The organism is Pseudomonas sp. MN1F, from assembly GCF_009391885.1.
Taxonomy (GTDB): domain Bacteria; phylum Pseudomonadota; class Gammaproteobacteria; order Pseudomonadales; family Pseudomonadaceae; genus Aquipseudomonas.
The window spans coordinates 71,770-93,910 of record NZ_VZII01000005.1 but is presented as its reverse complement, the minus strand read 5'-3'; the positions used below and the strand labels follow the sequence as shown (position 1 = coordinate 93,910).

Annotated in this window: 23 protein-coding genes; 7 read left to right on the top strand and 16 right to left on the bottom strand. The window is 63.9% G+C overall.

What is annotated here, in order from left to right; genetic code table 11:
- Positions 1-14 precede the first annotated feature (14 nt).
- The 5 genes from F6X59_RS02365 to F6X59_RS02345 all read right to left on the bottom strand — a co-directional run bounded on the left by F6X59_RS02365 (position 15) and on the right by F6X59_RS02345 (position 4,582).
- Positions 15-1,004 carry an ABC transporter ATP-binding protein gene (locus F6X59_RS02365; RefSeq protein WP_152954225.1) on the bottom strand — a complete coding sequence of 330 codons (990 nt, stop codon included), beginning with the start codon at positions 1,002-1,004 and terminating at the stop codon, positions 15-17.
- Between the two features lies 1 nt (position 1,005).
- On the bottom strand, positions 1,006-1,800 hold the full coding sequence (locus tag F6X59_RS02360; protein ID WP_152954224.1) for an ABC transporter permease: 795 nt from the start codon (positions 1,798-1,800) through the stop codon (positions 1,006-1,008).
- On the bottom strand, positions 1,790-2,620 hold the full coding sequence (locus F6X59_RS02355) for an ABC transporter permease (RefSeq protein ID WP_372240281.1): 831 nt from the start codon (positions 2,618-2,620) through the stop codon (positions 1,790-1,792). Before F6X59_RS02355 ends, F6X59_RS02360 begins: the two co-directional genes overlap by 11 nt.
- Complete coding sequence (locus F6X59_RS02350; RefSeq protein ID WP_152954222.1) at positions 2,617-3,423, bottom strand: alkaline phosphatase family protein; 807 nt, start codon at positions 3,421-3,423, stop codon at positions 2,617-2,619. The genes F6X59_RS02355 and F6X59_RS02350 overlap by 4 nt, the downstream gene beginning before the upstream one ends.
- A gap of 94 nt (positions 3,424-3,517) precedes the next feature.
- Positions 3,518-4,582 carry an ABC transporter substrate-binding protein gene (locus F6X59_RS02345; protein WP_152954221.1) on the bottom strand — a complete coding sequence of 355 codons (1,065 nt, stop codon included), beginning with the start codon at positions 4,580-4,582 and terminating at the stop codon, positions 3,518-3,520.
- A 316-nt stretch (positions 4,583-4,898) separates the two neighbouring features.
- Between F6X59_RS02345 and F6X59_RS02340 the strand changes: the two genes are divergently transcribed.
- On the top strand, positions 4,899-5,612 hold the full coding sequence (locus F6X59_RS02340) for a UTRA domain-containing protein (protein ID WP_152954220.1): 714 nt from the start codon (positions 4,899-4,901) through the stop codon (positions 5,610-5,612).
- 4 nt (positions 5,613-5,616) lie between these two features.
- Here the strand turns inward: F6X59_RS02340 and F6X59_RS02335 are convergent, their stop codons facing one another.
- The 7 genes from F6X59_RS02335 to minC all read right to left on the bottom strand — a co-directional run bounded on the left by F6X59_RS02335 (position 5,617) and on the right by minC (position 12,100).
- Positions 5,617-7,770: a mechanosensitive ion channel family protein gene (locus F6X59_RS02335; RefSeq protein WP_372240280.1), complete on the bottom strand. Its 2,154-nt coding sequence runs from the start codon at positions 7,768-7,770 to the stop codon at positions 5,617-5,619.
- Between the two features lie 44 nt (positions 7,771-7,814).
- A complete protein-coding gene (locus F6X59_RS28325; protein ID WP_165837385.1) occupies positions 7,815-7,982 on the bottom strand; it encodes a hypothetical protein in 168 nt (55 codons plus the stop codon).
- Positions 7,983-8,105: 123 nt separating this feature from the next.
- Positions 8,106-9,395, bottom strand: coding sequence for a M18 family aminopeptidase (locus F6X59_RS02330; protein WP_152954219.1), 1,290 nt, complete (start codon positions 9,393-9,395; stop codon positions 8,106-8,108).
- 44 nt (positions 9,396-9,439) lie between these two features.
- Positions 9,440-10,075 (bottom strand): RluA family pseudouridine synthase, encoded by a 636-nt coding sequence (locus tag F6X59_RS02325; protein ID WP_152954218.1) that lies wholly within the window; start codon positions 10,073-10,075, stop codon positions 9,440-9,442.
- 84 nt (positions 10,076-10,159) lie between these two features.
- Positions 10,160-10,414, bottom strand: a complete 255-nt coding sequence (gene minE / locus F6X59_RS02320) for a cell division topological specificity factor MinE (protein WP_003252572.1) — start codon at positions 10,412-10,414, stop codon at positions 10,160-10,162.
- Between the two features lie 3 nt (positions 10,415-10,417).
- Complete coding sequence (gene minD, locus F6X59_RS02315) at positions 10,418-11,230, bottom strand: septum site-determining protein MinD (RefSeq protein WP_152954217.1); 813 nt, start codon at positions 11,228-11,230, stop codon at positions 10,418-10,420.
- 99 nt (positions 11,231-11,329) lie between these two features.
- Complete coding sequence (gene minC, locus F6X59_RS02310) at positions 11,330-12,100, bottom strand: septum site-determining protein MinC (protein WP_152954216.1); 771 nt, start codon at positions 12,098-12,100, stop codon at positions 11,330-11,332.
- Positions 12,101-12,211: 111 nt separating this feature from the next.
- Between minC and F6X59_RS02305 the strand changes: the two genes are divergently transcribed.
- Together F6X59_RS02305 and F6X59_RS02300 are read left to right on the top strand one after the other, a co-directional pair.
- On the top strand, positions 12,212-13,147 hold the full coding sequence (locus F6X59_RS02305; RefSeq protein ID WP_152954215.1) for a lipid A biosynthesis lauroyl acyltransferase: 936 nt from the start codon (positions 12,212-12,214) through the stop codon (positions 13,145-13,147).
- A 15-nt stretch (positions 13,148-13,162) separates the two neighbouring features.
- Complete coding sequence (locus tag F6X59_RS02300) at positions 13,163-14,311, top strand: patatin-like phospholipase family protein (RefSeq protein WP_152954214.1); 1,149 nt, start codon at positions 13,163-13,165, stop codon at positions 14,309-14,311.
- Positions 14,312-14,323: 12 nt separating this feature from the next.
- On the opposite strand, the gene F6X59_RS02295 is transcribed toward F6X59_RS02300, so the two are convergent.
- Positions 14,324-15,067: a VacJ family lipoprotein gene (locus F6X59_RS02295; RefSeq protein ID WP_372240283.1), complete on the bottom strand. Its 744-nt coding sequence runs from the start codon at positions 15,065-15,067 to the stop codon at positions 14,324-14,326.
- A 76-nt stretch (positions 15,068-15,143) separates the two neighbouring features.
- Complete coding sequence (locus F6X59_RS02290) at positions 15,144-16,442, bottom strand: serine/threonine protein kinase (RefSeq protein ID WP_152954213.1); 1,299 nt, start codon at positions 16,440-16,442, stop codon at positions 15,144-15,146.
- Between the two features lie 189 nt (positions 16,443-16,631).
- On the opposite strand from F6X59_RS02290, the gene F6X59_RS02285 reads away from it, so the two are divergent.
- A complete protein-coding gene (locus tag F6X59_RS02285; protein ID WP_152954212.1) occupies positions 16,632-17,000 on the top strand; it encodes a hypothetical protein in 369 nt (122 codons plus the stop codon).
- A gap of 116 nt (positions 17,001-17,116) precedes the next feature.
- On the opposite strand, the gene F6X59_RS02280 is transcribed toward F6X59_RS02285, so the two are convergent.
- Positions 17,117-18,679, bottom strand: coding sequence for a beta (1-6) glucans synthase (locus F6X59_RS02280; RefSeq protein ID WP_152954211.1), 1,563 nt, complete (start codon positions 18,677-18,679; stop codon positions 17,117-17,119).
- A gap of 196 nt (positions 18,680-18,875) precedes the next feature.
- Between F6X59_RS02280 and F6X59_RS02275 the strand changes: the two genes are divergently transcribed.
- The 3 genes from F6X59_RS02275 (at position 18,876) to F6X59_RS02265 (ending at position 21,914) form a co-directional block, all read left to right on the top strand.
- Positions 18,876-19,736, top strand: coding sequence for a glycine betaine ABC transporter substrate-binding protein (locus F6X59_RS02275; protein ID WP_152954210.1), 861 nt, complete (start codon positions 18,876-18,878; stop codon positions 19,734-19,736).
- 205 nt (positions 19,737-19,941) lie between these two features.
- Complete coding sequence (locus F6X59_RS02270) at positions 19,942-20,253, top strand: DUF485 domain-containing protein (protein WP_152954209.1); 312 nt, start codon at positions 19,942-19,944, stop codon at positions 20,251-20,253.
- Complete coding sequence (locus F6X59_RS02265) at positions 20,250-21,914, top strand: cation acetate symporter (protein ID WP_152954208.1); 1,665 nt, start codon at positions 20,250-20,252, stop codon at positions 21,912-21,914. Before F6X59_RS02270 ends, F6X59_RS02265 begins: the two co-directional genes overlap by 4 nt.
- A gap of 54 nt (positions 21,915-21,968) precedes the next feature.
- Here the strand turns inward: F6X59_RS02265 and F6X59_RS02260 are convergent, their stop codons facing one another.
- Positions 21,969-22,121: a DUF3309 family protein gene (locus F6X59_RS02260; RefSeq protein ID WP_003252624.1), complete on the bottom strand. Its 153-nt coding sequence runs from the start codon at positions 22,119-22,121 to the stop codon at positions 21,969-21,971.
- Positions 22,122-22,141 lie beyond the last annotated feature (20 nt).

Sequence of the window (22,141 nt, the reverse complement as noted above, 5' to 3'; positions counted from 1 at the left end):
CTTGCTGATTCTCCTTAGGCCACTTCGCGCAGCGCCGTGGGGTCGATCGACAGGGAAACCCGCTGGCCGTCGGCATGCAGGTCCCCAGGCGAACGGTTGAGCACGTCGACCACCAGTTCCACCTCACGCACGTTGACGCGGTAGCGGATGACGTTGCCAAGCAGGCTGTGACTGCGCACCTCGGCATCCAGTTCACCGTTGACGCCCAGGGTGATCGACTCCGGGCGGATCGCCAGGCGACCGGCCACCGGGCGTTGCAGCAGGCGGCTGGCGCTATCGGCGTCGAGCAGGTTGTAGTTGCCGATGAATCCGGCGGCGAACAGGTCCACGGGCGCGGTGTAGAGGGTTTCGGCATCGCCGCTCTGGACGATGCGCCCCTGGTTCATCAGGAAGATGCGGTCGGACATGGTCAGCGCCTCCTCCTGGTCGTGGGTGACGAAAATGGTGGTCAGCCCCAGCTCGCGCTGGATCGCGCGGATCTGCTCGCGCAGGTGCTTGCGGATGCGCGCATCCAGCGCCGACAGCGGCTCGTCGAGCAGCAGCAGGCGTGGGCGGGTGACCAGCGAGCGGGCCAGCGCCACGCGCTGGCACTGGCCACCGGACAACTGGTGCGGGTAGCGCCCGGCGAAGCTGCCCAGCTCCACCAGGTCCAGTGCTTCGCGCACACGCTGCTGGCTTTCATCGGCCTTGACCTTCTGCATGCGCAGGCCGAAGGCAACGTTCTGCTCCACGGTCATGTTGGGGAACAGCGCGTAACTCTGGAACACCATGCCGATGCCGCGCTTTTGCGGGCTGACCGGCACGATGTCATGGCCGTCGAGGAGGATCTTGCCGCCGTCCACCGGGGTCAGCCCGGCGATGCAACGCAGCAGGGTGGATTTGCCGCAGCCGGAGGGGCCGAGCAGGGTGACGAACTCGCCGCGTTCGATCTGGCAGTCGATGTTCTCGAACACCGGGCTGCCGGCGTAGCTTTTTTGCAGGTTCTGTACGCTGACGAAGCTCATCTCAGGTTTTGTCCTTGTTCAGGCGGTTGGCGACCCAGGTCAGCACCAGCACGAAGGCGAAATACGAGATCACCAGCGCGCTGTTGAAGTGGCCACTGCTGTTGCGCATGTTGTTCAGGTACACCTGCAGGGTCTCGTAGCGGGTGCCGACCAGCAGGTTGGCAAACACGAACTCGCCGAACAGGAACGAGAACGACAGCAGCAGCGCCACCATCAGGCCCTTGCGCAGGTTCGGCAGCACCACCAGCAGGGCGGCCTGCCAGGTGCTGGCGCCGAGCAGCTGGGCGGCGTCCATCAGGTCGCGCAGGTTGATCGCCTGCAGGTTGTTGGTGATCGCCCGGTACATGAACGGCAAGGCGATGGTGAAGTAGCAGCCGATCAGGATCCACGGCGTGCCGACCATCGCCATCGGGCCGCTGCCATAGAGCTGCAGCAGGCCCACCGACGACACCACCGGCGGCACCGCGAACGGCAACAGGATGAGGATGTTCATCAGTGCGTCGAGTTTCGGGAAGTGGTAGTGCACCACGAACAGCAGTGGCAGGATCAGCACCACCGACAGCAGCAGCGCGCCCACGCACACCAGCAGCGACTGGCCGAACGCGGCCAGAAAGCGTGGTTCGCTCCACAGCGCGACGTACCACTTGAAGGTCAGGCCACTGGGCAGCAGGCTCGCCGACCAACTGGTGGCCAGCGAGTAGAGCAGGGTGCCGGCCAGCGGCAGCAGCAGGATCAGGAACAGCAGGTACACCACCAGCCGATGGTAGAGCCTGGCGGAGGTTTTTTCAGCGCGCATGGTAGCTCCTCTTGAGCAGCCATTGATGAACCACCGTGACCAGCGTCATCAGCCCCACCAGCACCATCGCCAGGGCGCTGGCCAGGTTCGGGTCGAGGCTGATGTCGCCCGCCACCAGGCCGGCGATGCGGATCGGCAGCACGTTGAAGTTGCCGGTGGTCAAGGCATATACGGTGGCGTAGGCACCGAGGGCGTTGGCCAGCAGGATGACGAAGGTGCCGAGCAGCGCCGGGGTCAGTACCGGCAGGCCGATATGCCGCCAGAACTGCCAGTGGCTGGCCCCGAGCAGCGCGGCCGACTCGCGCCAGTCTTCGCGCAGGGCGTCGAAGGCGGGGTAGAGCAGCAGCACGCCGAGCGGGATCTGGAAGTAGGTGTACACCAGGATCAGGCCGCTCTTGGAGTAGATACTGAAGTCCTCCAGCAGGCCGATCTGTTTCAGCAGCAGGGTCAGCGCGCCGTTGAAGCCGAGCAGGATGATGAAGGCGAAGGCCAGCGGCACCCCGGCGAAGTTGCTGGTCATGTTGGCAAAGGCACTGACGAAGTCGCGCAGCTTCGAGTCGACCTGGCGCAGCGAGTAGGCGCCGAGGGTGGCGATGACGATGCCGAACAGGTTCGACCAGAAGCTGATCTCCAGGCTGCGTTGCAGCGCCTGCAGGTAGAACTTCGAGGCAAACACCTTGCTGAAGTTGTCCACGCCCCAGCCGGCCTCCGATTGCAGGCTGTTGATCGCCACCCAGGCCAGCGGGGCGATCTGGAAGATGACGAAGAACACGGCGAACGGCAGCAGGCAGAGCAGGGCCAGGTAGCGGCCACGGTTCACTTGAGCAACTCCCGGCAAACCGTCTTGTCGTGTGCAGCCCCCAGCAGCTCGCAGATGGTCCCGCACAGTTCGGTCTGCAGCGGTTTGGCGGCCGGGTCGAGGCTGAAGGCGTCGCCGAACACGAACAGCGGCACTTCACGCTCCTCGGCCAGCAGGCCGTTGTGCGAGCGGTCGTTGTTCATGCCGTGGTCGGCGGTGACCAGCACCTGGTAACCCTCTTCCAGCCAGCCCGGCAGGTAGTCGGACAACAGGATGTCGGCGCTGCGCGCAGCGTTGCGGTACTGGCTGCTGTCCAGGCCATGGCGGTGGCCGACGTCGTCGATGCTCATCGGGTGTACCAGGAGGAAATTCGGTGCATGGCGGCGGCGCAGATATTCGCCGTCGGCCAGCAAGTGCGAGTCGGGATAGCGATCGTCCCAGTAGAACAGGCCGTGCTGGATCGGCAGCTTCGGCGCGTGGGTGTGGCGGTCGCGTTGCGGGTCGAAGGGCGAGCGGTTGTACAGCTCGCTCATCCAGTGATAGGCCGCCGCGGCCGTGCCCAGGTTGGCTTCGCGGGCATAGTGGAACACGCTGCGCTGGTTGGACAGGCGGTTGACGTTGTTGTGCACGATGCCGCTGTCGATCGGTGCCACACCGGTGAGGATGCACTCGTACAGCGGCCGTGACAGCGACGGCAGTTCGCATTCCATGCGGTACAGCGCGGCGCGATCGGCCTCGACGTAGGCGTGCAGGTGGCCCATGGCGTGGTGGGCGACTTGATAGTTGAGGCCGTCGAGCAGGACCAGGATGACGTTGTGTTGCATGGTGGCTCCAATTGTTCAAGTGACAAGCAGCAAGCCACAAGCTGCAAGTAAAAGCGGATCGGCTTCTACTTGCAGCTTGAAGCTAGCAGCTGATTCATTCCATCTCGATGATCACTTGCTCCTGCCACTTCTGCGGCAGTGCCTTGGAGGTCGCTTCCCAGGTTGCGGCGTCCTTGATCGGCTGCGCCGCCTTGTACTGCTCGTTGGGCAGCAGCTTGGCCTGCACATCCTCGGGCAGCTTCAGGTGCTCGGCACGGATCGGCCGCGCATGGCCCTTGGCCAGGTTGATCTGCCCGGCGTCGCTGAAGATGTACTCACGTGCAAGCTTGGCCGCGTTCGGATGCTTGGCGTACTTGTTGATGATGGTGGTATAGCCGGAGATCACCGTACCATCCGACGGGATCAGCACTTCGAAGCGCTTGGGGTCGATCTGCTCGCGGTAGCTCAGGCCGTTGAAGTCCCACACCACGCCGACTTCGACCTCGCCCTTCTCGATGGTCTGGATGGTCGGGTTGGCCAGCGACAGGCGTTTCTGCTGGGCCAGCTTGGTGAACAGCTGCAGGCCAGGCTCGATGTTCTTCTCGTCACCCTTGTAGGCGATGGCCGCGGCCAGCACGCCGTTGGCGGCCTGGGCGGCAGTGCTGACGTCACCGATGGCGACCTTGTACTTGCCTTTTTCCAGGTCGTGCCAGCTGGTCGGGCGATCGCCTTCCTTGACCAGGTCCTTGTTGATGATGAAGGCGATGGTGCCGGTATAGGCCAGCGCCCAGTGGCCGTCCTTGTCCTTGGCCCACTCAGGTACCTGGTCCCAGGTGCTTGGCTTGTACGGCTGGGTCACGCCCTTGTTGGCGGCGATCGGGCCGAAGGCGGCACCGACGTCACCGATGTCGGCGCTGGCGTTGTCCTTCTCGGCTTCGAACTTGGCGATTTCCTGGGCCGAACTCATGTCGGTGTCGCTGTGCTTGAGGCCGTATTTGCTGGCCAGGTCTTCCCAGGTGCCTTTCCAGTTGGCCCAGGCATCGGGCATGCCCACGCTGTTGACGGTGCCTTCCTTGCGGGCGGCGTCTTCCAGGGCCTTGAGGTCGGGGCCTGCGGCCATGGCCGAGGTGCACAGGGTAATGGCCGAACCGAGCAGTGACGCCATGAACAACTTTTTCATCCGAAGCTCCTTGGGTGGGTGCCTTTAGCGATCGTTGTTATGAATGAAGCTGTTTTTGCTGACCGTTGGTCTAGGTCAGCAAAGCTTGAGCCAAGGTAGGCCGCTTGCGTGACAGTTTGATGTAGGGCAGGGCCTGAGCAGCCCTTGAAGCTACAGCGTAGACCACCCGATCCCCCCGGATATGCTGGCTTGGCGCGTTTCTGGCAGTGTCTGCCCAGGCCTTTGTCACAGGATGTTCATCAGCCCTGCCTAGGCTTGCACTATTCTCCAGAGGCCCCGTCATGGGGCTGGACTAGTCCAAATAGGTAACCTTTTGATGCAGTCGACGCCACCGCGCGCGGTAACAGCCATCTGCCATGCCCTGCAGGAGCAGATCGAGCACGGCCTGCTGGCGCCGGGCGGCAAGCTGCCGGCCGAGCGCAAGCTCAGCGAGGTGTTCGCCACCACGCGCATCACCCTGCGCGAGGCACTGGTGCAGCTGGAAGCCCAGGGCCTGATCTACCGCGAAGAACGGCGTGGCTGGTTCGTCGCACCGCAGCGCCTGACCTACGACCTGATCGAGCGTAGCCACTTCCATGCGATGGTGCGCGACCAGGGGCGGGAGGCCAGCACCGAATTGCTCTCGGCGCGCCTGCAGCCGGCTTCGGCGGCCATCTGTGCACGCCTGCAGCTGCCGGCACTGTCCAGCGTGGTGCGGATCTGCCGGTTGCGGCGCATTGATGGGCGGGCGGTGCTGTATGCCGAGCACTACCTGAACCCGAGGTATTTTCCCGGCATCCTCGAACACGACCTGGCGCAGTCGCTGACCGAGATCTACGGGCGGGTGTATGGCATCCGGTACGGGCAGGTGTGCTTCGAGATCCTGCCGACGGCCTTGCCGGTGGATGCGGCGGGGGCGCTGAAGGTGTCGGCCGGCAGCCCGGGCCTGCATATCACCCGGGTCAACAGTGACCAGCATGGGCACCTGATCGACTGTGACCTGGAGTATTGGCGGCACGATGCCATCCGCATTCGCGCGCAGGCGGGCTAGCGCGTTAGCTGGAGGCGCCGGCCCCTGTCACGCCACCGCCACCGGCAGTCACTACCTGTACCGACAGGCGCGGCGTGGCCAGGTCCAGCCCGGCTTCATCGAGCTGGCGCTTCAGCGCCAGGTTGAACGCCCGCGACACTTCCCACTGCTTGATCGGCGCGGTCTTGAACCGCGCCCGCAGGATCGCCGAGCCTGACTCGAAACTCTCCACCCCCTGCAATTCCAGCGGCGACCAGATATTGCGGCGCATCAGCGGGTCGTTGCGCAGTTTCTGCCCCACTTCACGGATCAGTGTGATCGCCTGGTCGATGTTCATGCTGTGCGGGATGGCCACACGGAAGATCGCGTAGCCGAACTCACGGGAGTAGTTCTTGATGCTCTTGATCTCGCTGAACGGGATGGTATGCACGATGCCGTCGATGTCACGCAGGCGCACGGTGCGGATGGTCAGGCCCTCGACCGTGCCCAGATGGCCGCCGACATCGACGTAGTCGTCGATCGCCAGTGAGTCTTCGATGATGATGAACAGGCCGGTGATCAGGTCGGCCACCAGCGACTGGGCGCCAAAACCGATGGCCAGGCCGATCACACCGGCACCGGCCAGCAGCGGCGTGACGTTCATGCCCATGTTGGCCAGGGCGACGATCACCGCAATGATGAAGATCACCACGAACATCACGTTGCGGATCAGCGGCATCATGGTCTGCGCACGGGCGTTGGCCATGCCCCGACGCGAGCGCACCAGGGCATGGTGCACGGCGGTGTCGGCGAGGATCCACACCAGCCAGGCGACGATCAGCGTGCCGGCCAGGCCCAGCAGGCGCACGCTCACCTCATGGCCATCGCCTTCGGCGAAGCCGATCATCGACAGGCCCCACACGCGCAGCCCCAGTTCGATGAACACCAGCCAGATGAACAGGTGCACCAGCAGGTAGCCGAAGTTGCGCAGGCGCTCGGCGTACACCACCTGGCGCTTGCTGGCGCGTTTGGGGTTGGCGGCGTGGCGGCGCACCAGGCCGTTGAGCACCATGCACACTACTACCAGCACGGTGCACATCAACGACTGGCGCAGCGCGGTGCTGGTGTCACCGGCGGAAATGAAGGTGGCGAACAGCGAGACGGCCACCAGGATCAGCGCGGGCACGAACCAGAAGCTGCCGAGGATCTCGATGGTGTCGCTCAGGGTGCGCCGGGTCAGGCGCCGGGCCAGAGGCTGGTTGCGGATCAGGTGGGCGATCGGCCGGCGGAAGCGCAGGATGAACAGGCCGGACGACAGCGCCGCGATGACATTGGCCAGGGTCGCCAGGGCGTGCGCCAGGTGGGTACCCAGGGCGACCAGCATGCGCGGGTCGCTCATGGCCTCGCCAAAGGCGGCGAAGCTGCCGATCAGCCACAGCGGGCGGAAGGCCTGGTGGCGCAGGATGTGCAGGGCGCGGTGGCGATGAGGGCCGTCGAGCAGCGAGAAGGCAATCACGCAGATGGCCGAGAAACAGGTGCCGACCACCAGCGCATAGGCCAGCACCATCGCCAGCGACTTGCCCAGTGACGGCGGCAGGGCGAAGCTCAGGTACACGGTAAAGATCAGTGCCACCAGCCACGGGCCCAGCTTGCGCAGGGCGAAGCGCACCAGGTCCCAGGTACGGGGGTGTTGCGGCAGTTCCTCGGTCAGGCCGAAACGCACCCGCACGCGGTGGCCGACCCAGTTGAAGGCATAGGCCAGCAGGCTCCACACGGCGATGACTGCAGCAAAGCCGAACAGGATGGCCGGCCATTGATGCACCGGCACGATCAGCTCGGTCAGTTCGGCCTGGGCCTGTTCGATTTCCTGCGACCAGCGGTAGAACGGGCTGGAGTCACCGCTGAACTGCTTTTCGAAGTCGCTCAGGGCGCCGCCGATCAGGCCCAGGACCCCCTGCTCGACGGTGGGTTGCGATTGCTTGGTGGCGTCGCGCAGCTTCTTCAGGTCGGCCAGTAGCTTGGCGCGTTGCTGGTCGTTTTCGAGGTTCTTGATCACCTCGTCCAGCGATTTTCCCAGTGGCTCGGTGGCTTCGGGCTGGGCGGGGGCGCTGGAGCCCAGCAGGCTGGGCAAGCCCGCCGCCTGGACCGGGGACATGAAGATGAACAACAGCAGGGCTAGGCAACGCAGGAAGGCTGGCACCGGGAAATCTACCTCAGGTCAAACGGTTGCCCGAGTGTAGAGGTTTATGTCGGCAGTTTCTCCAGGATCGTCCAGCAGGTGAGGCCAAAGATGCCCAGTGTGCCGATCCACATCATCAGCACGCCGATATTGCGCTCGCGCATACTGAAACCGATGGTCAGCAGCATCAGGAACAGGAACACCGGCACGAACAGCGAGAGAAAGGGGGACATGGGCAGTGGTCCTTCTGCTTTGGGGGCCATACAACAAGCATAGCGGGTTGGGCAGAAGGCGGATTGACCTTGCGCAGGATTTGGCCTGAGGCGTTCTGGGGCTGCACAGCAGCCCCCAGCACCTCAAGGCAGTTCGCGGCTACGGTAGAAGGCGCTCAGTACCTTCACCAGGTGCGCCAGGTCATGGCTGCCGCACAGCTCGCGGATCGAATGCATGGCAAAGGTCGGCAAACCGATATCCACCGTGCGCACCCCAAGATGGCTGGCGGTAATCGGCCCGATGGTCGACCCGCAGCCCATGTCGCTGCGCACCACGAAGCTCTGCACCGGCACTTCCTCTGCCATGCACAGGTGGCGGAAGAACCCGGCGGTTTCGCTGTTGGTGGCGTAGCGCTGGTTGTTGTTGACCTTGATCACCGGCCCGGCGTTTAGCTTGGGCCCGTGGTTGCCGTCGTGCTTGTCGGCATAGTTGGGGTGCACGCCGTGGGCGTTGTCGGCCGAAACCATCAGCGAGCGCTGGAGGGTGCGCACGTAAGCGTCGCCGTCTGGCAGCAGGCGCTGCAGGGTCTGTTCGAGCATCGGGCCATCGGCGCCGCAGGCCGAGCAGCTGCCGACTTCTTCATGGTCGTTGCACACCAGCACGCAGGTTTCGTCGCTGTCGGCGCTCAGCAGCGCCTGCAGGCCGGCATAGCACGACAGCAGGTTGTCCAGGCGGGCGCCAGCGATGAAGTCGCCGTTCAGGCCGATCAGCGCGGCGTCCTGGGTGTCGTAGAAGCTCAGCTCGTAATCCAGCACCACGTCGGCGTTGAGCTCGTGCTCGCGGGCCAGCTGCTCGGTGAGCACGGCGCGGAAGTCGATGCGCTCGTCACCGGCCACCTGGGCCAGAACCGGCGGCAGTTCGTTCTGCGGGTTGATCTGCCAGCCTTCGTTGGCAGTGCGGTTCAGGTGGATCGCCAGGTTGGGGATGATCGCGATCGGCAGCTTGAAGTCGATCAGCTGGCTTTCTACCTTGCCGTCACGGCGGAAGGTGACGCGCCCGGCCAGCGACAGGTCGCGGTCGAACCACGGCGCCAGCAGCGCGCCGCCGTACACTTCCACGCCCAGTTGCAGGAAGCCCTGGCGCTGCAGCTCAGGCTGCGGCTTGACCCGCAGGCAAGGGCTGTCGGTGTGCGCGCCGACCATGCGGATGCCGCTGTGCAGCGGCGACTGCTTGCCCAGCTTGATCGCGATGATCGAGGAGTCGTTGCGGGTAACGTAGTAGCGGCCACCGGGCACCGTGGCCCAGCTGTCACGCTCGTCCAGGCGCTGGTAGCCGGCCGCTTCCAGGCGCTGGGCCAGGCTGGCGGTGGCATGGAAGGGCGTCGGGGAGGCCTTGAGGAATTCAATCAGGCCGGTATTCAGTGCTTCGCGCATAACTCACTCCAGACAGCAGTGGCGCGAGTTTAGCGCAGATACCTTCAGAAGGGGGCAGGGCACTCGAACTTCAATCGCGCACCGCTGACCGGGTGGGTGAAGCTCAACATCGAGGCATGCAGGCACAGCCGCTCATGCGCCGCCAGCGCCTCTGGGTTGGCATACAGGCGGTCGCCCAGCAGCGGATGGCCGATCGACAGCATGTGCACGCGCAGCTGGTGCGAACGCCCGGTGATCGGCGTCAGCTCGACCCGGCAGTGATCCCCGCAACGCTCGACGATGCGCCAGAAGGTCAGCGCATGCTTGCCCTGTTCATGGTCCACCACGTGGCGTGGCTTGGTCGGCGGGTCGTAGCGCAGGGGCAGGTCGATGCTGCCGCTGTCCAGCGCCGGCTGGCCCCAGCACAACGCGGTGTAGGCCTTTTCGGTTTCGCGGTCATGAAACTGGCGCGACAGCTCGCGGTGGCTGTCGGCATCGCGGGCCAGCAGGATGATGCCGGAAGTTTCCCAGTCCAGACGGTGCACGATCAGCGCGTCCGGGTAGCCGTTTTCCTGCAGGCGGGTGATCAGGCAGTCCTTGTTGTCCTCGGCACGGCCAGGCACCGACAGCAGCAGGGTCGGTTTGTTGATCACCAGGATGGCGGCGTCTTCATGGAGGATCTGGATGTTCGACAGCGGCATTGCGGGTTCTCTATGGAAATGACAAAAACCACTGGGGCTGCAATGCAGCCCCAGTGGTTTTTGCCTGTGCCTGAAGCGACTGAATCAGCGATCAGGCAAGGTGATGTTCAGCTCCAGAATCGAGCAGCTGCCCTGGTTTTCCAGCTCGATGTGCACATCATCGTTGCCGATATTCACATACTTGCGGATCACTTCCAGCAGTTCTTTTTGCAGCGCCGGCAGGTAGTCCGGTTCGCTGCGCTGGCCGCGCTCATGCGCCACGATGATCTGTAGACGCTCTTTCGCTACCGACGCGCTGGTCTGTTTCTGTCTGCCACGAAAGAAGTCAAAAAGGTTCATGGTTTACTTGCCTCCAAACAGGCGCGCGAAGAATCCTTGCTTCGGCACTTCGATGAAACGCAGGGGTTTCTCTTTGCCCAGGAGGCGGTCGACAGTGTCGCTGTACGCCTGGCCGGCATCGCTCTGGTCGTCGAGGATCACCGGGATGCCCTGGTTGGAGGCCTTGAGCACGGCCTGCGACTCGGGGATCACACCCTTGAGCTTGATCGCCAGGATCTCTTCGACGTCGGCGATGCTGAGCATTTCGCCCTTTTCGACGCGCTCGGGGTGGTAACGGGTGATCAGCAGGTGTTCCTTGATCGGCTCTTCGCCGTTCTCGGAGCGGCGCGACTTGCTCGACAGGATGCCCAGCATGCGGTCCGAGTCACGTACCGAGGACACTTCAGGGTTGGTCACGACAATCGCTTCGTCAGCGAAGTACATTGCCAGGTGTGCGCCTTTCTCGATACCGGCCGGGGAGTCGCAGATGACGTACTCGAACTGTTCTTTCAGCTCCATCAGCACCTTTTCCACGCCTTCCTGGGTCAGCGCGTCCTTGTCGCGGGTCTGGCTGGCGGCCAGCACGAACAGGTTCTCGAGGCGCTTGTCCTTGATCAGGGCCTGCTGCAGGTTGGCTTCGCCGTTGACCACGTTGACGAAGTCGTACACCACGCGGCGCTCGCAGCCCATGATCAGGTCGAGGTTACGCAGGCCCACGTCGAAGTCGACGATGACAGTCTTGTGGCCGCGCAGTGCGAGGCCGGTGCCGATGGCGGCGCTGGTGGTGGTCTTGCCCACACCCCCCTTGCCGGAAGTAACGACGAGAATCTTGGCCAAGGTGTTTCACCCCTAAATAAGTCGGGACATGTGTCCCAGCAAAATGCAAATAATGGCAACAGATAAAAAAGTTGCTCTAAAAATGACGGCAAGTATCCGTTAAAGACGGGTGATGTTCAACACGTCACCGGACAGGCTGACTTGCACACCGGCACCCCACAGCGGGTCGCGGCGCAGGTCTTCGCACACCTTGTACTGGCCGGCGATCGAGACCATTTCGGCGGTCATCTGCTGGCAGAAGATACGTGCCTTGGTATTGCCTTTGATCCCGGCCAGGGCGCGGCCGCGCATGGCGCCGTACACATGGATGTTGCCATCGGCGAGAAGTTCCGCACCCGGGCTGACCGAGGCGGTGACGATCAGGTCGCCCCCCTGGGCGTAGATCTGTTGGCCGCCACGCACAGGCGCGGTAATGATCCGGGTCGGCCGCACCTCTTGCACAAGGGCTGGCTCGGGAGCCGGGGCCGGGGCCGGAGCAGGCTCGGCCTTCTTTACCTCGGGTTCAGGCTCCAGCGGCCGCTCGCGGGCGCCGGACGGCGGCAGCACCGGCAGGTCGATGGCGATCGCCGCAGCGATGTCCTCGATACGGTTGGCGCGGATCGCCAGGGTACGCAGGCCATGATGGCGGCAAATACGCATCAGCCCGGGCAGGTCGATCGCCCCTTCGTCGGCCGGCAGCTTGTCCAACGCCAGCACCAGCGGCGTGTTGCTGAAAAAATTCGGGGCCTGGGCCACTTTCGCCGCCAGTTGGCGGTCGAGGGCTTCCAGGTCGTTACGCCCCAGTTCCAGCACAGTGATGGCGAGCATGCTGCCCTTGAGCTGGAACACGGAGGCGGTGTCGGGTGTGTGGTTTGGGCTCATGGTCTGCATAGACGGCTTGTTGCGAAAAAAGTGCCCTGACTTATAACGATAAGACCGGTTGGCCGCAACCGGTGCCGATCCGATGTAGAATGCTCGGCCTTTGTCTTGCCGGAAGCTTCAATGGAACGCCCGCGTTTTCGACCCTATTTCCTCCACCCGCGATTCTGGGGCCTGTGGCTGGGCCTGGGCCTGCTGTGGCTGGTGGTGCAGTTGCCCTACCGTGCCCTGCTGTGGCTCGGCGGTGCCCTGGGCGCGCTGATGTACCGCGTGGCCGGCGAGCGCCGGCGCATTGCCGCCCGCAACCTTGAATTGTGTTTCCCTGAGCTGTCCGACGACGAACGGCGGCGTTTGCTCAAGGCCAACTTCGCCTCCACCGGTATCGCCTTCTTCGAGATGGCCATGAGCTGGTGGTGGCCCAGGGCCCGCCTGGCGCGCCTGGCCCACATCGAAGGCCTGGAGCACCTGCAGGCTGCGCAGCAGGCCGGGCAGGGCGCCATCCTGATGGCGGTGCACTTCACCACCCTGGAAATCGGCGCCGCGCTGCTCGGCCAGGCCCACACCATCGACGGCATGTACCGCGAGCACGGCAACCCGCTGTTCGACTTCATCCAGCGCAGTGGCCGTGAGCGGCACAACCTCGATTCGCTGGCCGTGGAGCGGGATGACGTGCGTGGCATGCTCAAGCTGCTGCGCTCGGGCCGGGCGATCTGGTACGCACCGGACCAGGACTACGGCGCCAAGCAGAGCATCTTTGTGCCGTTGTTCGGTATTCCGGCTGCCACGGTCACCGCGACCAGCAAGTTCGCCCGCCTGGGCAAGGCGCAGGTGATTCCGTTCACCCAGAAGCGCCTGGAGGACGGCAGCGGCTATCGTCTGGTGATCCACCCGCCGCTGGAGGCCTTCCCCGGTGAGAGCGAAGAAGCCGATTGCCTGCGCATCAACCAGTGGGTCGAAGGCGTGCTGCGCGAGTGCCCGGAGCAGTACCTGTGGGCGCACCGGCGCTTCAAGTCGCGGCCCGAGGGCGCGCCGCGGCTGTACGACAAGAAAAAACGCTGATCCAGGAAGGAATCCATGGCGCCACCCCCGGTAACTGGTCTGATCCTCTCTGGCGGCGGCGCCCGTGCCGCCTATCAGGTCGGCGTCCTCGCCGGCATCGCCGAGCTGCTGCCGCCCGGCGCACATAACCCGTTCCCGGTGATCGTCGGCACCTCGGCCGGCGCCATCAACGCCGTCACCCTGGCCAGCGGCGCCACCCGCTTCAACGACGCCGTGCAGCGCCTCACCACGTTCTGGCAGAACTTCCGCAGCCGCCTGGTGATCCGCAGCGACTGGCCCGGCGTGGTGCGCCAGGCCAGCCGCTTCGTCGGCCACAGCCTGCTTGGCCTGGGCGGCCAGGCGCCGGTGGCCTTGCTCGACAGCAGCCCCCTGCGCGGCCTGCTGGAGTCGCACCTGGACCTGGATGGCATCGGTCATTCCATCGCCGCCGAGCAGCTAAGGGCTGTCGCCGTGACCGCATTCGGCTATGAAAGTGGCCAGGCGGTGACCTTCTACCAGGGGCGCGGCACCATCGACGCCTGGCTGCGCCACCGCCGCATCGGCGTGCCCACGCCGTTGACCATCGACCACCTGCTGGCCAGCGCGGCGATTCCGCTGTTGTTCGCCCCGGTGCGCCTGGGCGACGAGTATTACGGCGACGGTGCTGTGCGCCAGTCGGCACCAATCAGCCCGGCCCTGCACCTGGGTGCCAGCCGGGTGCTGGTGGTCGGGGTCAGCGGCAACCCGCAGCGCCCGGCGGCGCCGTTGCCGCCCCAGCGTGTATTCAGCGGCCAGCAGCCGAGCCTGGCGCAGATCGGTGGGCACCTGCTTAACAGCACTTTCATCGACAGCCTTGAGGACGATATCGAACTGCTGCAGCGGCTCAACCACCTCAGCCGGCTGCTGCCGGCGCACCTGGATGCACGGCGCCTGGGGCTGGCGCCGATCGAGGTGTTGGTGGTAGCGCCCAGCCAACCGCTGGACGAGATCGCCGCGCGGCACCGGCGCGAGTTGCCAGCGGCGCTGCGCCTGTTCCTGCGCGGTCCGGGCGCGACCCGGACCAGCGGTGCAGGGGTATTGAGCTATCTCTTGTTCGAGGCCAGCTATTGCAGCGAGCTGATCGAGCTAGGGCGGCGTGATGCCCTGGCCAAGAAGCGCGAGCTGTGTCAGTTCCTGGGAATTTGAGGCCAGGCCTGCTTACTCGGCAATCTGCAGCTTGCGCGCCTGGGTATACACATACCGCACCTTCTCGTACTCGAACGGCGAGTTGAGCTGGCCATAGCGGAATTTGGTGGTGTAGCGCTTGTCCACCACGCGCAAGGCGAAGATCTCCGGGTGATTTTCGCTGGCCTCGGCCACGTTCAGGTAATTGACCGCCTGCTCGCCGGCATAGTCCACCACCAGCCCGGTGGTGTCGCGCAGGTTCGACGGGCCGAGCACCGGCAGCATCAGGTACGGCCCTTCCGGTACGCCATAAAAGCCCAGGGTCTGGCCAAAGTCCTCGCTCTGGCGCGGCAGGCCCATGCGGGTGGCCGGGTCCCACAAGCCGCCCACACCGATGATGGTGTTGAACATCAGCCGCGCGGTGATCTCCGCCGAGCGCTTGGCCTTGAGCTGCAGCACGCTGTTGAACAGGTTTGGCACGTCACCCAGGTTGTTGAAGAAGTTGCTCACCCCGGTGCGCACGAAGCTGGGCGTAACGTACTGGTATCCGCTGACCAGCGGCAGCAGCACCCATTGGTCCAGCCGGTAGTTGAAGTGGTAGATGCGCCGGTTCATCGATTCCAGCGGGTCGTACACGTTCAGCGCTTCCAGGGTCGAACGTTCAAATTCGCGCTGGTCGAGCCCCGGGTTGAATTTCAGTTCGCGCAGCGGGTCGATGAAGCCGTCGGCCTCGGGCGTCAGCGGCGCATGGGTCACTTGCGGGTCGGCTTCGATCACGCTGGCCCGTGGCGCGGTTTCCGCGGCCAGGGCATTGCCGGCGACGACTAGCAGTGCGGTGGCGAGAAGGAATGGTTTAGCCACGGAAGAACTCCAGCATGGCGTCGCTGTTGACGCGGTAATTGAGGTTGCCGCAATGGCCGCCATGGGGGTAAAGGGTCAGGCGATCGCCGAACACCTTGCGCAGGAAGCCGATATCGCCGGGGCCGAGGATGACGTCGTCGGCATTGTGCATCACGGCGATCTTGTCGCTGTTGTGCAGGTAGTCTTCCAGCGCATACAGGCTGACCTGGTTGACCAGCTGCAGGATGCTGTTGCCATCGGTGCGGGCGCGCCACATCGGGATCACCTGCTCGGTCATGTAGCAGTCGAAGTCGCACTGCAGGGCCCGCTTGAAGAACGGCGTCAGGCTGCTGCCCTCGGTGATCGGGAATTTCGGCGGAATGATCAGGCCGCGGCGGTTGATCAGGTCGGAAGTAAAGGCGATGTCGGCTGCCGAGAAGCGGAACGAGGTGCCGATCAGCATGGCCATCTGTTCGTTGGACAGGTGCTGTTTCGACTGCTGGAAGTCATACAGCAGGGCGTCGTTGAGGTCGATGTAGCCCTTGTCCTGGAAGTAGCGGGTGAGCTTCTCCAGCATCAGCTCATAGAAGGTGGTACTGCGGTCGATGCCCTTGACCTGGGTCTGCACCAGTTTGTCGAGGTTGTTGATCGAGGTGTACAGGTTGACCGGCGGGTTGAGCAGCAGCACGCGCTTGAAGTTGAAACTGCGACGGGTTTCGTCGAGGTGGCTGACGAAGGCAGCGTCCAGCGCGCCCAGGCTGTAGCCGGTGAGGTAATACTCGCTGACCGGCAGGCGCGGGTGCTGGGCTCGCACGGCTTGCATCACCCGGTACATGTCTTCGGCATCTTCCTGGCTGACGCCGGGGGTGGCGAAGCGTGAGGCGGCGCTCATGAAGTCGTAGCTGGTCGGTGACGACAGCTGCACTACGTGGAAACCGGCCTGGTAGAACAGCTTCTTGAGGTATTCGTTGATGCTGCTGTAGTAGGGCGCACCGGTACCGGCGATGAGGAAAATCAGCGGTGCCTCATGGTCCTGGCGTGCCAGGCGGTACTTGAGCTTCTTCACTGCCCAGAAGTTGTCGGGCAGGCTGAACTCGCGCTCCGGGCGCAGGTTCAGGCTGTAGTCGGACTGGTCGATGTCCTCGTCACTGGGCAGGGTCGGGCGCTGCTCCGGCGGCGTGGTGGCGATGGTCGCCTCGAACGGGTTGGTCAAGGGGTAGCCGTAGCTGGCGGCGTCGATATCCCGCGCCGAAGCGGCCGCAGCCATGAGCAGGCCGCCAAGAAGGGCGGCGAGGCGCCAAGATCGAAGCATGTATTCCCCCAGAAGGATCAAGGTCGTGCAGTACGCAGGCTAGGACCACGCTTGCCAGGGCAAAGTTGCCGAGTGCGGAGGCCTTTGGTGTGCTTGTTATCTGCAACATAGCTGCAGGGTTGTGATTTTGCCTTACAACTGGGCTTGGGCGATCATGGATGGTTTCGATTACCGCTATTGGAGAATGGGATGTCTCGCTCGCTGCCGGCCGCTCTGTTGCTGATGTTTCTGGCCATCTGGCTCGCCGCCAGTTATGGCGTGCGCTATGGGTTGATGGAGGATGGACAGTGGGTCGGGCTGTGCACGGTGCCGGCCGACCACTGGCAGTGCCAGGTGCGTTCGCTGCTGGGCCTGGGCATCCATTTTCAGGTGATGGCCTGGGCCGGGTTGGGGTTGGCTTTGCTCGCGCAGCTGGTTGCGGGGCGCGCCGGCTGGTGGCTGGCGGTGTTGGCGCTGGTGTTCGGCATTCCCGCCCTGGTGCTGTATACCGCCAGCATTGCGGTGTTCGTAGTGGTGCTGGCCGGGTTGCGGCTGGTTCGGCAACCGCACCGGGGCTGACAGGGGCTGCTTTGCAGCCCATCGCCGGCAAGCGCGGCTCCCACCTTGATCGGCGTACGCAGGCCCCTGTGGGAGCCGCGCTTGCCGGCGATGGGGCGCGAAGCGGCCCCAGGTTATCAAGCCAGGCGTAACCGCAAGCTTCGCCACAAAGCTGCAGTCATCAACACACTGACCACCGCCCACCCCCAGGCCTGTTGGTTTTCCAACCCTTCCCGATACAGCTGCGGCAGCACCCCGGCGCCGACGATAAAGGCCAGCAACGCTACCTCCGCTCGCCGCGCCGCCACCGGCCTCAGCAGGTACACCACCGCCGGCAATGCCAGTGCCACGCTCGGGAAGCTGCGGTAGCGCGGGTCGAACACCATCGCCAGCATGCTCACCGCCGCTGCAAAACCCGCCGCGAGCAACAGCCAACCCGCCCGGGCCTGCAAATACCCGAACAGCCGCCGACGCCAGCCGTCGCGGCTTACCAGGGCAAGGGCCGCGTGCATCAGCACCAGCAGGTTCAACCCGGCCAGCACCACCGCCCACACCCATTCCCCGGCAAACCGGGCATGGGTGCGCATCAACTCGCCCCACAACCCCAGGCAGCCCGCGCCAAACGCTGCCAGCAGCGGCAGCAGCAAGGCCGCCAGCGGTGTAGCGGGGCGCCCGGCCATCAGCAGCGTGACCGCCATCAACAGCACGCTCGCCAGCAACCATTGCGGCCAGTAGTGCAGGTTGCTGACCGGCCCTTCGAGCACGCCCTTGTCCTGCCGATCGGCATCGTACAGCCCCCAGTAACCGCCCACCGCGCCTTCACTGGCACGTTTCCACGGCTGGTCGAATGCCTCGATCAGGTTGTAGTGCCAGCCGTTGGCCTCGGCCATGCTGACGAAACCACGAATGAAACGCGCCTCGTTGGCCCGGCTGGGCACGGCGGTCTCGCGCTGGCGGCCTTCGCTGGGCCAGCCGGTTTCACCGATGAAGATGTCCTTGGGCGCGAAACGGTTGCCGAACACCTGGCGCACCTCGGCGACATGGGCCAGGGCATCGTCGATGCCGCGCGGGTCGTCTTCCCAGTAGGGCAGCAGGTGGATGGTCAGGAAGTCCACGGCGGGCGCCACTTGCGGGTGCTGCAACCAGAACTCCCAGACATCGGCATAGGTCACCGGCACCTTGACCTGGCTTTTCACCTTGTTGATCAGCGCAGCCAGCTGCTCGCCGGTCACCTCTTTGCGCAACAGCGCCTCGTTGCCGACGATCACTGCGCTGACCACGTCCGGGTTGGCATTGGCGGCGGCGATCAGCGCGTCCACTTCCTTGCTTGTGTCGACCGGGTTGGCGTTGACCCAGGCGCCGAGCATCACCTTCAGCCCATGCTTGCGCGCCAGCGCCGGGATTGCCTCAAGGCCGGTCATCGAATAGGTGCGGATGCACTGGAATCGCTCGGCCAGCAACGCCAGGTCGGCGTCCATGCGCGCCGGGCGCAGGCGGAAAGGCTGGTCGAAGGGCGACTGGTCCTTGTCGAACGGTGTGTACGACGCACATTGCAGTTTGTGCGTGGGGCTGGCGGCGTCAGGCAGCAAGACCGGCTTGCCCAGCCCGTACCAGAGCGTCCCCAGCCCGAGCAGGGCGAGCAGGCAGGCGAGCAGGTACAACGGCAGCAGGCGGGAAGCATCAGGCATTGGGCGGTCCATCGTCAGGCGCAAAACGTTAGATAGTAGCCCGGCGCCAAACCTTTGGCATGCAAGGATCGCGCAGGTCGGCGTAGGCCAATGCCGCTAATGGCACAGTGCTGTCGCCAATGGTGCGGTACAGGTCGCAGTGGGAGCAGGTCGACCTTTGTTGCAGGAAGATGATGCAATCTCCAAGACCTGACGAGGGGATGCTTTGATGGCTACTTTTACAAGAATGCGCCGTTTCCTGGGTGTGGGCACCGCCCTGGTATTGGCCATGAGCGCTGCACAGGCCATGGCCAAAGAAGTGAGCATTGGTTATGTGGACGGTTGGGCCGACAGTGTGGCGACCACCAACGTCGCTGCAGAAGTGATCAAGCAGAAACTGGGTTACGACGTGAAGCTGCAGGCTGTGGCCACCGGCATCATGTGGCAGGGTGTGGCCACCGGCAAGCTCGACGCCATGCTCTCGGCCTGGCTGCCAGTGACCCACGGTGAATACTGGACCAAGAACAAGGACAACGTGGTCGACTACGGCCCGAACTTCAAGGATGCCAAGATCGGCCTGATCGTCCCCGAGTACGTCAAGGCGGTGAGCATTGCCGACCTCAAGACCGACACCAGCTTCAAGCAGAAGATCGTCGGTATCGATGCCGGCTCCGGGGTGATGCTCAAGACCGACCAGGCCATCAAGGACTACGATCTGACCGGCTACAAGCTGCAGGCCAGTTCCGGTGCGGCGATGACCGCCGAGCTGGGCCGCGCATATGCCAAGCAGCAGTCGATTGCAGTGACCGGCTGGGTGCCGCACTGGATGTTCGCCAAGTGGAAGCTGAAGTTCCTCGAAGACCCGAAAGGCGTGTATGGCGCGGCCGAGACCGTGAACAGCATCGGCAGCAAGGAACTGGCGACCAAGGCGCCGGAAGTGGCGGAGTTTTTGAAGAAATTCCAGTGGCAGTCCAAGGACGAGATCGGCGAGGTGATGCTGGCGATCCAGGAAGGTGCCAAGCCTGAAGCGGCGGCCAAGGACTGGGTGGCCAAGCACCCGGACCGCGTGAAGGAGTGGACTGGCAAGTAACAACCCTTTTGGGCCAGTTTTGATTCATCGCGGATAAATCCGCTCCTGCAGGGAGCGTATTTATCCGCGAAAGGGCCGTCACTTTGTTACGCAATCGGTAAAACACCGTTGCATCTAAGACTAAGGTCGTCTGGTTGGCGTCCAACAGCTGCATAAAGTAAGGGTGTGGGTTCCATCCCCTACCTGTGCTGCTAGGACAAAAACAATGAACGACAGCATTTACCTCTCGATACAAAACAGCCCGCGCTTCAAGGAGCTGGTCAGCAAACGTGAACGGTTCGCCTGGATTCTCTCGGCGATCATGCTCGGCCTCTACTGCGCCTTCATCCTCCTGATCGCCTACGGTCCTCAGCTTCTGGGCACCAAGCTCAGCCCTGATTCGTCGATTACCTGGGGTATTCCCCTGGGCGTCGGCCTGATCGTTTCGGCATTCGTCCTGACCGCCATCTACGTGCGCCGCGCCAACGGTGAGTTCGATGAGCTGAACAAGGTCATCCTGAAGGAGGCGCAACAATGATTCGCCACGCCAAAGCCCTGGCCGTACTGGCCTGCGGAGCCTTTGCACCCGCCGTGTGGGCCGCCGATGCCCTGACCGGCGAGGTGCAGAAACAACCGCTGAACGTGCCGGCGATCGCCATGTTCGTGGCCTTCGTCGCCTTCACCCTCGGGATCACCTACTGGGCCTCCAAGCGCAACAAGTCGGCGGCTGACTACTACGCTGCCGGTGGCAAGATCACCGGCTTCCAGAACGGCCTGGCGATTGCCGGTGACTACATGTCGGCAGCCTCGTTCCTGGGTATTTCCGCGCTGGTGTTCACCTCTGGCTACGATGGCCTGATCTACTCGATCGGGTTCCTGGTTGGCTGGCCGATCATCCTCTTCCTGATTGCCGAACGCCTGCGCAACCTCGGCAAGTACACCTTCGCCGACGTCGCCTCGTACCGCCTCGGGCAGAAGGAAATCCGCACCCTGTCGGCCTCCGGTTCGCTGGTGGTGGTGGCCTTCTACCTGATCGCGCAGATGGTCGGCGCGGGCAAGCTGATCGAGCTGCTGTTCGGCCTCGACTACCACGTCGCGGTGATCCTGGTGGGTATCCTGATGTGCCTGTACGTGCTGTTCGGCGGCATGCTGGCCACTACCTGGGTACAGATCATCAAGGCAGTGCTGCTGCTGTCCGGCGCCAGCTTCATGGCACTGATGGTGATGAAGCACGTGGGCTTCGACTTCAACACCCTGTTCTCCGAGGCGATCAAGGTGCACGCCAAGGGCGAAGCGATCATGAGCCCGGGCGGTTTGGTCAAGGACCCGATCTCGGCATTCTCCCTGGGCCTGGCGCTGATGTTCGGTACCGCTGGCCTGCCGCACATCCTGATGCGCTTCTTCACCGTCAGTGACGCCAAGGAAGCGCGCAAGAGCGTGCTGTACGCCACCGGCTTCATCGGCTACTTCTACATCCTGACCTTCATCATCGGCTTTGGCGCGATCCTGCTGGTCAGCACCAACCCGGACTTCAAGGACGCCGCTGGCGCCCTGATCGGTGGCAACAACATGGCGGCGGTGCACCTGGCCGATGCCGTGGGTGGCAGCGTGTTCCTCGGCTTTATCTCGGCCGTGGCCTTCGCCACCATCCTGGCGGTGGTCGCCGGCCTGACCCTGGCCGGTGCCTCGGCGGTTTCCCACGACCTGTATGCCAGCGTCTGGCGCAAGGGCAAGGCCAACGACAAGGACGAGATCCGCGTGTCGAAGATCACCACCATCGCCCTCGGCGTGCTGGCGATCTGCCTGGGCATCCTGTTCGAGAAGCAGAACATCGCCTTCATGGTCGGCCTGGCGTTCTCCATCGCCGCCAGCTGCAACTTCCCGGTACTGCTGCTCTCGATGTACTGGAAGAAGCTGACCACCCGCGGCGCCATGATCGGCGGCTGGCTGGGCCTGGTGAGCGCAGTGACGCTGATGATCCTCGGCCCGACCATCTGGGTGCAGATCCTCGGCCATGAAAAAGCCATCTACCCGTACGAGTACCCGGCGCTGTTCTCGATGATCATCGCCTTCGTCGGTATCTGGTTCTTCTCGATTACCGACAAGTCCAAGGCTGCGGATGAGGAACGTGCCAAGTTCTTCCCGCAATTCGTGCGCTCGCAGACCGGCCTGGGGGCTTCCGGCGCCGTTTCGCACTAATCTGCCCGATAACGAAAAAACCGCGCCTAGGCGCGGTTTTTTCGTTTGCTGCGGCTAGATCATGCCTAGCAGCAATAGCACCAGCAGAATCACCAGCACCACGCCGATGATGCCGGACGGGCCATAGCCCCAACTGCGCGAGTGCGGGAAGACCGGTAAGCCACCAATCAGCAGAAGGATCAGGATGATGATGAGGATCGTGGTCATGACGGAGTCCTTGTGTGGTT